This is a genomic window from Leptospira venezuelensis (genome assembly GCF_002150035.1).
Lineage (GTDB): Bacteria > Spirochaetota > Leptospiria > Leptospirales > Leptospiraceae > Leptospira_B > Leptospira_B venezuelensis.
Map to the genome: position 1 here is coordinate 48552 of NZ_NETS01000011.1, position 12297 is coordinate 60848.

Annotated in this window: 12 protein-coding genes; all 12 read right to left on the bottom strand. The window is 39.7% G+C overall.

All coding sequences use genetic code 11. The features are described 5' to 3' along the window. Nucleotides 1-71: 71 nt before the first annotated feature. Genes gspN through B1C82_RS16475 form a run of 12 tightly spaced genes read right to left on the bottom strand, consistent with a single transcriptional unit; the run spans nt 72 to nt 12228 of the window. A complete protein-coding gene (gene gspN / locus B1C82_RS16420) occupies nt 72-1028 on the bottom strand; it encodes a type II secretion system protein GspN (protein WP_086448685.1) in 957 nt (318 codons plus the stop codon). Nucleotide 1029: 1 nt separating this feature from the next. After that, nucleotides 1030-1560: a hypothetical protein gene (locus B1C82_RS16425; protein WP_086448686.1), complete on the bottom strand. Its 531-nt coding sequence runs from the start codon at nt 1558-1560 to the stop codon at nt 1030-1032. Nucleotides 1561-1572: 12 nt separating this feature from the next. Further along, nucleotides 1573-3189: a cell division FtsA domain-containing protein gene (locus B1C82_RS16430; RefSeq protein WP_086448687.1), complete on the bottom strand. Its 1617-nt coding sequence runs from the start codon at nt 3187-3189 to the stop codon at nt 1573-1575. Further along, nucleotides 3189-4259 (bottom strand): type II secretion system minor pseudopilin, encoded by a 1071-nt coding sequence (locus B1C82_RS16435; RefSeq protein ID WP_234008396.1) that lies wholly within the window; start codon nt 4257-4259, stop codon nt 3189-3191. The genes B1C82_RS16430 and B1C82_RS16435 overlap by 1 nt, the downstream gene beginning before the upstream one ends. 56 nt (nt 4260-4315) lie before the next feature. Next, on the bottom strand, nt 4316-5011 hold the full coding sequence (locus tag B1C82_RS16440) for a type II secretion system protein GspJ (RefSeq protein WP_086448689.1): 696 nt from the start codon (nt 5009-5011) through the stop codon (nt 4316-4318). A 1-nt stretch (nt 5012) separates the two neighbouring features. Next, a complete protein-coding gene (locus tag B1C82_RS16445) occupies nt 5013-5561 on the bottom strand; it encodes a prepilin-type cleavage/methylation domain-containing protein (RefSeq protein WP_086448690.1) in 549 nt (182 codons plus the stop codon). Continuing rightward, nucleotides 5542-6111, bottom strand: coding sequence for a type II secretion system protein (locus B1C82_RS16450; RefSeq protein WP_086448691.1), 570 nt, complete (start codon nt 6109-6111; stop codon nt 5542-5544). The genes B1C82_RS16445 and B1C82_RS16450 overlap by 20 nt, the downstream gene beginning before the upstream one ends. Before the next feature lie 5 nt (nt 6112-6116). Continuing rightward, on the bottom strand, nt 6117-6596 hold the full coding sequence (gene gspG, locus B1C82_RS16455; protein ID WP_086448692.1) for a type II secretion system major pseudopilin GspG: 480 nt from the start codon (nt 6594-6596) through the stop codon (nt 6117-6119). A gap of 23 nt (nt 6597-6619) precedes the next feature. Beyond that, the gene (locus B1C82_RS16460; RefSeq protein ID WP_086448693.1) at nt 6620-7846 is read right to left on the bottom strand and encodes a type II secretion system F family protein; all 1227 of its coding nucleotides are present in this window, start codon (nt 7844-7846) and stop codon (nt 6620-6622) included. An 11-nt stretch (nt 7847-7857) separates the two neighbouring features. Then, nucleotides 7858-9531: a type II secretion system ATPase GspE gene (gene gspE, locus B1C82_RS16465; protein WP_086448694.1), complete on the bottom strand. Its 1674-nt coding sequence runs from the start codon at nt 9529-9531 to the stop codon at nt 7858-7860. A 5-nt stretch (nt 9532-9536) separates the two neighbouring features. Next, nucleotides 9537-11327 (bottom strand): type II secretion system secretin GspD, encoded by a 1791-nt coding sequence (gene gspD, locus B1C82_RS16470; protein ID WP_086448695.1) that lies wholly within the window; start codon nt 11325-11327, stop codon nt 9537-9539. Between the two features lie 7 nt (nt 11328-11334). Further along, complete coding sequence (locus B1C82_RS16475; protein ID WP_086448696.1) at nt 11335-12228, bottom strand: general secretion pathway protein GspC; 894 nt, start codon at nt 12226-12228, stop codon at nt 11335-11337. Between the last annotated feature and the right edge of the window lie 69 nt (nt 12229-12297).

The window sequence follows — 12297 nt, forward strand, 5'->3', positions numbered from 1 at the left end:
CTCGCGCAGATAATAAAAAACCTCGGGTGGATTCACTCGAGGTTTTTTTATGTCATTAGAGAAAACTAATATTAAGGAACGGGGCTTCCTGGTGGACCTGCAGGAGCATTCAAACCAGGGATCTTAAATTCAGGTCTTTGAAAAGATCCGGTAATTGGGATACATTTCCCACTCCCTCCTTTTTCTAAAAGATCCAATGCTCCAACGATGATTTGGTTTTCTGCTGCGGAGGCAAAATTCCTTTCTAACTCGAAACAAACTCTTAGATTCAATTGAGAACTTGGGAAAGAATCTGAAAGCCGAATATTTCCGTGAAGATCCAATCTTGCAACGGATGTATCAATAATAAATTCTTCGAACTCCACCATTCCTTGGTCGATTCTGGAAGTGATTACTACCTTATTTACGAAAAAGTTTTCTATTTTTCCTATAAAAGGAATTTCAGGAAGATTAGGGAATGATCCAAATTTTCCTTCTGGCATTTTAAGAGAGAATGCTCCAGCAAATCTGCTGGCAGGCACAGATAAAGAATCCAATTGAAGGTGGCCTTCTAACTCCCCTATGTTTCCTAAAGTTTGGCCATCATAATCTACTTCTAAATCATCGACTTCGAAATCGCCGTTTACTTTTTTTCTCAATAAGGAGAAAAGACCTGCTTTGATCTGAGCGTTTTTGGACCTAACTTTAAATGTCTGGCCCATGATCTCCATAGATTCTACGGAAACTTTTCCTAGGAGAACTGAGACTGATAACTCATTAAAAAATATACTACTGGGTTGTCCCGAAGAAGAATTCATTAGCTGTCGGACAATATTTTCGTAAGGGAATAATAGGATCAAAAAAAGAAGAAAGGAACTGAGTCCACTTCCGAGTAAGATTAACTTTTGTTTGATAGAAAATCTGGGAGTATCTTCCTCCTCTAATCCATCTGGAGGTACTTCCTCCAATTCCATCGTGAGGAATTCTTCTTCCTCATTGGAGACTAATTCGTCCTCTTCTTCTATTTCTATCTTTTTTGGGCGTGCCATCTTACTTTCCGGGAGCGACACTATATGCCGCAATTTTCATGTTCACGTCGTAGGTATTTCTATCTTGATAAGGTTTATTGGTCTGGAAATATTCTACCCTTGCATTTACCTTATTACCCTTATCTATATCATATAATAAGGCCATAACGTTTTCGAGAGGAACGCCACGTAAATTTACTTCGAAAACAATTACTTGGTATTTTCCTTTGTCGATCGCCTTTGCAGGGATAGGTCTCATTGATGAAATTCTATCCTTTACCCCATTATCAGAAAAGATCCTTTCTAATTTTGCTGCGAAAGCACTCTGATCGTTTTCGCCTGTATTCACATTCTCTAAGGATCTGAAAAATAAATAATCGGAGATTGTTTTGTCTAACTGCGCCGCAAGTCCGGGTGTATTATTTACTGTTTCAGAAAGATCTGTTCTGAGCCTGTAAATTTTACGGACTACTAGGAATACCAACAGAACCAAAATAAGTCCCGCAGCGATCAGTAATAAAAGTTTTTCCCTAGGTTGTAATTTTTGCCACATAGACGATCCCTCTTAATCGTTCTCTTCGATTTTTGAGGTCACCTCCATTTTGATTACAAAGGAAACTTTAAATGTTTTGAGTCCGAAATTCGGACGGTTACTATCTAATTTTACGTTTTTGAACATTGGAGAACGTGCTAATGAATCTTGTACTTTTCCGATTTCAGAAATTTCGTTTACTGCTCCTTGGATAGAAACAGAACCATTATCATAAGTCACACTTTGGAATAAGAACGGTTGCATTCCTGGATCTGGAAATTTTAAGGAAATCTCATGTAATACGTCTAACACACTTGGCTTGGATAGATACTTTCTATAAAGTTCCGTTTTTCTCTCAGCGCCATCTCTTAGGCTTTTCGCAAATTCTATCGGATCCCTGTTGGACGGGACACTGGACCCAGTGCTGGATTTTACTTTTTCGGCTAAAATTTTATTTGCGGCTGCAAGCTTTCTTTTATCTGAAATAATTCCTAAGAAAAATACCCCGATCAAAAGTACGAATGAAACTGAACTTAAAATGATATGAGGTTTAAATATGCTTATATCGAATAAGTTCTTATTTAACCTTTTCACATAAGCAGTTTCTAAAAAATCTATTTTGGTCTTTTTAGATTGGATCAGATGGTAAGCCATCCCATAGCAGGTAGCAAATCTGTCCGGGTCTGCGCTTAAGAAATCATATCGTCTAGCTTGGATTCCAAGATTTTCTCCTAAAAAGGACTCTAAATCTCGAACCTTACTTCCCTCGCCGGAAAGATATATCGCTTCTGGTCTTTCGGTTTCTTCTAAAGAAAGGAAACTTCTACGGACTTCTTCGCTTAAGGAAGTGAAAAATTCCTGAGTAATAACAAATGCCTTTTTAATATCTGCAACTTTGAGTTTGTATTCTTTCGCGAATAAGTTTAATCCATCTTCAGGAGTATGAAATGGTTCGAATTGAATACTTGTTTTTAAAGCTTCTGCCTTATCTTTAGGGATCTTTAATCCCTTGGAAATTTCTTCTGTTAAAGTATCCCCACCAACAGATAGAAAGCGTGTATGAGCTATCTTTCCATCCTTTAATACGTTCAGGATGGATTTTTTGCCGCCAATATCCAGCTGGGCCACATTTGTGAATTGAATCTCTTTATGTAAATGTTTGGAAATAACAGATCCTAAACATACTGAATCTACGAAGATCCCTCTGAATACAAGGCTGGATTCTAAAAAAGGAGAAGCTAATGTATCAAACTCTGAATGATGAGAAGTATAAGTAATTACATCTGATTTTTCTTGATCGATTCTCCAAACGGAGCCCAATACTTCCACCGTTTCCATTGGGAAAGGAACTCTACTTTCTATCTCGAAAGGAATTACTTCTCTTACTGCTTTTTCAGTGGTTAACGGAATGGAGATTTCTCTTACGAAAAGTTTATCTAAAGAAATAGAAAGTACGAGCGCATGTTCTTCCGCGAAATAAGTGTTTATAAAACGAAGTATATTCGTTTCGTACTCCTTTTCTTCCATTCTGGAGATGGGCATGGTCTCTGCTCTGAGCAGAGTTAGGTTTCCTGCCACTCGTTGGAACAGAACACCTTTTACAGAATTTGTACCGTAATCTACGGTTAAAAACTTTTCGTATAAGAACATTAATCTTCTCTATAATATAGCATCAGGTTATTGGTTAGGTCAAAAATTCCGGTGATTCTACGAACTATCTTGGGCCCTGTCATAACATCGGAACTTTTTTTACTATTATAGTTTCTTTCTACTTCCCCGACTGCACTGATCCGAAATATTTCGCCCTTTGTTTTGATCCTTCCACCGGAGACATCGGTTCCTTCTCCTGCTAATTCTTTGTAGAGGGAAAGTCCTCCTACCGAGGGGACCTGAAATTCTGGGATAGTTTCTAAATCCTTAATTTCCTTTAGGTAACCACCTTTTTTGATCTTCATTTTCATGATCTGAAGAACAGACTGGCGGTTCATAAAATCGGATAGAGACATTAAAACGAAGTACGGTGCGGCGTTCAAGTTGATTCTATCGTCGTAGTTTCTCTGGAATGGAACAAATGCGGTCAGATTATTTGCCAGAACGAAATCGGACTCCCCGATCAGACTTTTTTCTTCGTCCGACATAAAATCTTTGGAATACTTTTGCTCATAGTCAGGAGGCTTTTGAGATCCATAGACTATTTTAGGATCGAAACCTTTAACGGAGGTAAGCTCTGAAAGAGAATACATATATGCATTTTTGATCTTTCGAGGAGGAGTCAGTTTTTCATAATATGAAATTTCGAAATTCCCTTGGCTATCGTCGTCCAACCAGTCTACAACTGGGTTGAAAAGATCCCTTTTCATTCCCAGACGTTCCAGAAGTCTTTGGGCCATTTCTTGGTTTCTTAAATTCAACTCTTTCGTATCCGCATTGAAGATAGAATTTATATTAATTTTTCCATCTTCTCCTTGGATCTTATAATAGATCCAACCCCCACCCATTGGAACTGGAGGTGGATTCAAACCAATACCAGATTGGTATAATTGTTCTTCTGGAATTTTTCTGAGCGCTGCTAATGCTCCTTGGAATCCTGCTTTTGCTAAAAGAGAGGCCTTGAATCCGGACATTTCTCCCTGAGAAATTTTGTATTCTGCCATCGACCTTTCGGCAAAATCTAAAGTGGTGGTTAGAGCAGCAACACCAATGCCCCCAACCAAGAGCATTACGATTGCTCCCCTTCTTCTGGAAAACCTTCTGCCTTTTAGACCAAGACCTGAATTCACTTTAGAAGCATCCCTGGGAAAGCAAGAGTTTCAAAACGTCTTTCTTTATTTCCCATATTTGCGATGATCTCTATTCTGATAAGACGAGGGATACTTTTTCTTTGAAAGGAATCCCATTCTTCTTCCCATTCTTTTCCTGTTTTGGAAAATTTAAAAGAGAGAGATTTTACATTATCTAATAACTCGTATTCTTGTCCGCCTACGAAAGGATAACGATCGACTATTTCGTCTTCTCTTCTCATTAACCTAAAGTAATCAGTACCATCTTTTTGTTTTAAGTAATATTCTACTTCTCTAACTTCCGGAAGTGCAACTTCTTCCGAGTTTGGATGAACTGCTGCGAATACTATAAAATGATCTTTAGTACTTTCTCCAGGATGTCTGGGCCCATCTTCTGATTTGCGTGATTTTCTGCTTACGAAGACTAGATTCTTTTCTGTTTGGAAGTAGTAAGCCATAGTTAAAGTGCTTCGGATATTTTCGATAACAGAAATTGCTTTTTCTCTATCCACACCGTCAGAGCCGGAAGTAGGTCGAGTGACTTTTAAGATTGTAGCATAGGTTCCAAAAACCATTCCGAGTAGAACTCCAAGTAATGCTGCTACAATCGTTAATTCTATCAGTGTAAACCCGGACCTTCTTCTTTTACGAAGATACTTTAGATATTTGGAATGGAGAGGAGATATTCTCATCTCAGTTCATCCTCGCCTTATATGTCTCGATAGTGTATTGTTCTTTTACTGGAATTCCTTGGTTATTTCTTCCGCCTGTTGGATATTCTATCGTTACATAAATGTGAAATACTGCGATGAGTCCGCCTGTAGCAGAACCTTGGTTATTACCAGTTCTCTTTGCGATGAGTTGGTTCATGCTAGAGTTCGTCCCACCCAGTAAATCCTCAGGTTTTTTACCGGTCTCTTTTCCTGCCATTTTAAGAAGATCTAAATTCTCTTCTTTGATGATTGTGGTAAATCTCCAGTCTGGGTAACCTGGAATATCGCCAGAACTAGTATCTGCTTGCAGAATGGTGGCAGAATCTATCTGGGCCATTTTAATTTTTGCTAAATGAGTTGCTTCCATTTGAAGTGCCGCAACTTTTTTGAGTCGAATTCCTTCCGAAACAACCATAAGTACATATAGAAGCCAGCCTGCAGCTAATGCGAAAGCCAAGGTCATTTCTAAAATAGTAAAACCCTGTCTCTTCCTAAGAGGGTTTCTTCTTTTAAAACTTACTCGTGCCATATTGCTCGCTACGTTTGTATTCTTCCAATTGCTCCTTGGAAACTACAACTTCACCATCTTCTATATCAGATTTCCCGCCATAACGTTTGATGATCAGCGTTCTCTTGATTTCAGGATCAGGACCTAAATGGATATAAAAATCTTCCGAAACTGCCATAGGAGAAAATGGAATTCGGATCTTTCCTGTATTATATCTATAACCTCTTCCATCCATCACATCTACGATTGAAGAAGAGCTGGGAAGTTCCCTATCTTTGAATATAGGAACTTCCTTCATACCAGTCTCATCTCTTTCAATGTCTATAATGGTGTATGTTTCAGTATCTACGTTTAACTGAAGATAAACTGTCCTCTGATTAATCTTTGCCCTTCTAAAACAGAAGTTTACAACATCATGCAATAACATTGCTTCTTCTTGGGCACCAGGTGTGAATAGACTAGCTAGGGAAGGAAGCACAAGAGCGAACATTACACCAATTAGGAACACTGCGACTCCCAATTCGATCAATGTGAAGCCGGAACGGATCCGGCCTTTCGCTCTCGGGCCCATTGGATTTATTTTTTTGTGCCGGCAGAAGTGAATTGAGCAGGATACTGTTCTTCTTTAGTAATATCGAAGTCTGAGTTCAAACCTTCTCCACCTTCTACTTTATCTTGGCCAAAAGTGATGATCTGAATCTCGCCTGCGCCGTCGTATCTAAGTTTGTATGGATTCTTCCAAGGATCATTGATAGCATCTTTACTATTCATCATTGGGGTCCAAGTCTCAGGAATATCTCCAGTAGTCGGTTTTTCCACTAACGCGTCTAAACCTTGCTCTTCGCTAGGATAAGTTCCAAATTTAGAAGCATATCTTTCTAAATGCATTCTAAGTTCCTGTCTGTCTTTTTTGATCTTCATCTTCGCGGTTTCGTTAGTTACAGTGCCGAAATCTACGTTCACTAGGATGATCGCCATAAGCGCTCCTAAAATGGCGACTACGATCGCTAATTCGATAAGAGTGAATCCTTTTCTCCGTTTGTTTCCCGTTTTCAAAGTCGGTTCTCCTATTTCTATTGTTATATACCTTGCAAGTTTTGGGTCAAGCTGAACATCGGAACGATGATCGCTGCCATAATGATACCGATCGCAAATCCCATAAAAACAAGCATTAATGGTTCGATTGCTTGGGTTGCATTTTTAAGAGATGAATCCACTTCTTGGTCGTAGATTTCCGCCAGTTTATTCAACATCTCAGGTACTCTATCCGAAACTTCTCCAGCGGACAACATACCTAAAACAAGCTGGGGCAATATTTCTGACCCAGTGAATGCAGCGGAAAGTTTCTCTCCTTCTCTAATTCTATCGCACGCATTTCTGATTTCTTGTCCGAAAACGGTATGATCAACGATTTGTTCTACGATTTGGAGGGAAATAATGAGAGGTACTCTATTAGTAAGAAGTATTCCTAGGTTCCTCGCGAAATTAGATATAAGTACTTTTTTATTGAGAGTTCGGATGATTGGGATTCTAAGAACGAATTTCTCCCATTTTTCCTTACCTTCCGGAGTGGACTTATAATAGAAGAAGCCCACGATTCCGCTAGCTATCATTGGGAAGATCAAGAACCAATATCCTGTCAGAAGTCTGGAACTTCCGATTACGATCTGAGTGATCATAGGAAGTGTAGCATTAAATTCTATGAATAAATGTTCAATCTGGGGAACTACCGTGGTAAGTAGGAATATGATTACGATCTGTAAGAGACAGAAAATAATTCCAGGATAAACAAGTGCCGTGGTTACTTTACTTTTTAACTGCATGTTTTTTTCTTCCATCTCAGCAAGACGCATCAGTGCAGTTTCGTAATCTCCCGTTCTTTCTCCTACAGAGACAAGAGATGGATACTGATTTGGAAAAATATCCGGATGTTTTCTCATCGAATCGGATAAGGAAGTTCCTTCGGTAATGTCCGCCTGCATAGCGATCACTACTTTTCTAAAAACTTCATGATCAGTTTGTTCAATGATACTAGAAAGTGATTTGTCTAGAGGAATACCAGCGCCCAAAAGAGTTCCTAATTGTCTGGAAAAAAGACCTATGATCTTTTTAGGAACTCTATAAAGAAGTTTAGCTAAGAACGGAAAAAGTTCTCTATCCTTTCTTTCCGCGTCTTCGGAAATTTGGCGAACGTAAAGACCTTTTCCTTTAAGTTTTGCTCTTGCGGATTGGATATTCGGGGCATCGATAATCCCCTTCTCTTCCTTTCCTTTTTTGTTAAATGCAATATAAGTATAAAGTGCCATGGAAGGAAAACTTAAGTAACCCTTAGAACTTCGTCCGGTGTGGTGATTCCATCCAATACTTTTCGAATGCCATAATCTCTCATTGTGGCAAATCCATTTTCTAAGGCGATATCATTGATCTTATTCGTATCCGATCCAGCTAAGATCGCATTTTTGATCGGAGTGCTGATGATCAGAAGTTCGTAAACCCCTGTTCTTCCTTTAAACCCGGTGTTCATACAATGAGAACAACCTTTTCCCTTGTATAAAACTCCACCTTTCAATTCCTTTTTAGAAATACCTATGGATTCTAATTCCTGAGGAGTCGGTTTATAAGAAATTTTACATTCTTTGCATATAGTTCTAACAAGTCGTTGGGCCATAAATCCCAACACAGTAGAAGTAATTAAATAAGGTTCAATTCCCATATCCACAAGTCTTGTTGCAGCGGAGGCAGCATCATTCGTATGCAAAGTGGAAAATACTAAGTGACCTGTTAGAGAGGCTTGGATTGCGATCCTTGCGGTTTCTTCATCCCGGATCTCCCCAACCATGATGACGTCCGGGTCCTGACGTAAGATTGCTCTTAGTCCTGTTGCAAATGTGAGTCCAATCTTTTCCTGCATCTGCATTTGCGAAACACCATCAATCTGATATTCCACTGGGTCTTCGCAGGTGATGATATTTCTTTCTTCAGTATTTAGCTCAGTCAGAGCGGAGTATAATGTGGTGGATTTTCCAGATCCTGTAGGACCGGTTACTAAGATAATACCATGCGGTTCATATATAAGGGTACGAAGTGTTTTAACAAGGTCCGGATAAAATCCCATTGTCTCCAAGGAATATTTCTGGTCAGTTTTGTTCAAGAGACGCATAACGATACGTTCTCCGAACTGACAAGGAATTGTAGAAACCCGGATGTCCACATCCTTCCCAGCAAGCCTCAGTTTGATCCTACCATCTTGAGGTAATCTGTTCTCCGCAATGTTCAAATTGGACATGATCTTAATACGAGAAGTAATCCCGGCGTGATAAGATTTAGGAGGGGTTAATACATTATGAAGAATACCATCTATCCTATATCGTACCACTAGGCTTTTTTCGTAAGGTTCTACGTGAATATCCGAAGCTCTTTCATTTACGGCCTGAGAAAGTATCACGTTCACCATCTTAATGATAGGAGCGTCGTCGGAAAGATCGATCGTTTCGTTATCGAAACCCTCTGCAAGTTCCGAAAAACTACCTTCCATTTCATTCAACATATCTTTCGCGGCGGCGGAAGTATTGTCGAACTGGGAGTGGATAAGCCTCATCACTTCCGGTTCTGGGGCGAGTATGAATTCTATTTTAAATTCTTTTAATGCAGTACGAACGTCGTCCATTGGGTGAAGATCCGTTGGATCAGAAACCGCAATCTTAACGTTCTTCTTATTTAGTTCAAAAGGAACTATTTTACTTTTTTGGATGAGTTTAAGAGGGATACGGTCGTAAACTTCTTCCATTCCCTTGAAATCCAGTTTTTCCCGGAATTCCATTTTATATAGTCGGGCCATCGCTTTGAGAACGTCAACTTCTCCAGCGATCCCTTTTTTCTGAAGAATATGCCCTAGGGGTAAATGATTCTTTTTTTGTAGTTTGAGAGAGTCTTCTAGATCCTTGGCGGATATGACCCCGTCTTCTACGAGAATATCACCTAGAGTTTTCACTGTTATTATTCTCCGCGTTCCTTGATGGTGGCTTCCTTGTTTAGGACCCTTTCCCTTTCAATTTCATATCTTTCTTGCTGTAACTTCTTCTTAACTGTCATCTTATCAGCAAGTTCACGATTATCCAAGATATGTGGAGTGATAAAAACCATCAAATTGGTCTTTTTTAATTGTTCGGTAGTTCTACGGAAGATCCAACCCAAATAAGGAATATCTCCAAGTAATGGGATCTTGATTAGACGCTTTTGTTTATCGTTAGAGATTAATCCACCGATTACTATCGTTTGTCTGTTATCTATAGTAATTGTAGTTTTCACTTCCCTCCTGTTGAAGGTAGGGTTTCCGCCTGCAAGTGCGATGGAGGCGATGTTTTTGATCTCTTGCAAAAGATCTAAAGTGATTCGATTATTCTTATTCACGTGAGGCGTGAATTTTAACTTAATACCAGTCGGACGATATTCGTAGTTGTCCACAGTAACGGCGTTTGCACCACCCAAACCAGCGTTACGACTTTGGGTCCTAACGGGAACGTCTTGTCCTACGTTGATCTCAGCTTCTTGGTTATCTAATGTGAGAACCTGAGGAGCGGATAATACGTTAAAGTTCTCATTTCCTTGGTTCGCGCTTAAAATTCCTAAGATCTGTTGAGCACCAGCCTGGACGAAACCAAGAGAGAAGCCGGATAATGTGTTTAGGTTCGGGTTGATCCTACCACTGGAGTTGATGATATTTCCTTCTTTTGCAAGACCTGAGTTGAACTGGCTATAAGGACCTTGCCCTTGGAATCTCCAGTCAATACCGAAGTCATTTGTATCTGTGGAAGAAAGTTCTACGATTAATACTTCTAATAAAACCTGCTTTCTTGCAGAGTCCAGAACTCGGATAATTTTACGGATCTCATTCCATTCTGCTTCAGTTGCAGTTACGATCACTGAGTTGGATTCTTTATGAGCAACTGCCTTAATCTTTTCTACCTTAGGAGCTGGAGGAGGAGGTGCACCGGGTTGGCCGCTTGGAAGTGGTTGGTCCCCCACAACAGGATTATCTAACTTAATCAGAGTAGCCGCAATCTTCTCCGCTTCATTAAACTCTAATGTATAAATATGAACGTCACCCGCAGAAGAAACTGCTCCAGGTGTGGATTCATCCGGTCTTACATCTAACTCGTTTACTAAAGTTAGAAGTTTATTGATGTCAGCTGTAGAACCGGAAAGTACGATCGTATTCGTATTTCTATAAACGATAATATCAGTATTTGGAGATGTTAACCTTTTTAAGATAGGTTCCAATTCTTCCGGTTTTACATTTTCTACTGGAATAATTTGAGTGATGATTCGATTATCTAATGCTTCTGTTTCTGGAATTGGTTCCTTACCTACTCTTACATAAGGAGATCTGGCAAGTGCATCCTTTAATTTTACGATAGTGATCAAATCCACTTCTTCTACGATTGCAAATCCCATGGATTCCAAAACTGCCTTCATAAAAGGAAATGCGTTTTTGATCGGGATCTCTTTTTGGGAGATGATAGTGATCTTCTTACCTTTTAAACTTTCATCTAAAAGGATGTTTTTCTTTAGGATCGCGCTCATCCCTTTTAGAAAATCATTAAGTTCAGTATCTCTCCAGTTTGCATAAAAGGTCTTTTCTTTAGTGTCTTCAGCTGTCGGAGTGGTTGTACTTCTTTTACTTCCTTTTTTGCCCTGAGACATTAAGCTCTCGTTCACCGAAAGAAGAAGTAAAAACGCAAATGCTGCGTTTCTTAAATATCTGGATCGTAAATCTGTTTTGCGCATTTAATCTCTAATTCCGGATGATGAATTCATAGGACAATACCTTGCCCATTCTCTCTACGTCTACGGATACTTTATCGGCCGTTTTTAAGGAATTCCATATCTCCATCATTTTCACCGTATCGTTTAAGGGCATTCCGTTTACCCGTCGCACCACATCCCCGGTTCTAGCTCCCAGAGAATAAAAAATATGATCGCTTCCAATGCTGTATATTTTGTAACCCGCGATCGTGTTATTTTCCAAATAAGGACCGAATTTTCCCTTATAAAGTTCTGCTACGTTAGCTAATTTTCTATTCACGTCCTGTCTGGACAGAATTTTACGAACTGTATCAGCTGCAGGTGGCCCTCCGGGAACATCTGCCTGAGCACCTAATTTGGCTCTGGCTTCTCCTGGTGTTTGGCCTATCTCCACTTTGAGAGATTGGCCCCCTTTTTCCAGAACCACATGGTTCAGAAGAATGGACTTTACTTTGTATCCGCCCACAACTTCTCCCATCGCGAATTCTTCCGCGCTTTGTTTCCCTTTTTCTAAAATAGTAACACGAGCAAAACTCCAGTGACCGCTTAAGGTTCCGGTCACTCTCATTTCTTCACCTTCTCCAGTATCTGGAGGAGCTCCAGGAGTTCCATCCACTCCTGCAGGGGTTTCTCCAGGAGGCGGAGCTAAACTTCCCCTAAATAAAGAACCGGTAACCATCTCTTTGGACATTTCTATTGTAATAGAGTTTTCTGCGATTGGTCTTCTGGGGGCAGCAGTTGAGGAACCTGTTTGCACATTCGGGGTCAGAAAAAGTAAAAGTATCCCTCTACAAAGATAAGCTAGAGAGAAGGAAAAAAATATCACGACAGGGATCAGAACATAGAATGTATGTTTTCTGAATTCGATAAAAATTGCGTTCATTGCGCCCTTCGGATAGTTTCACGGAATCATTCTAAAAAAGCCGGATCCAAATAGAATGGTCCCGGCTTT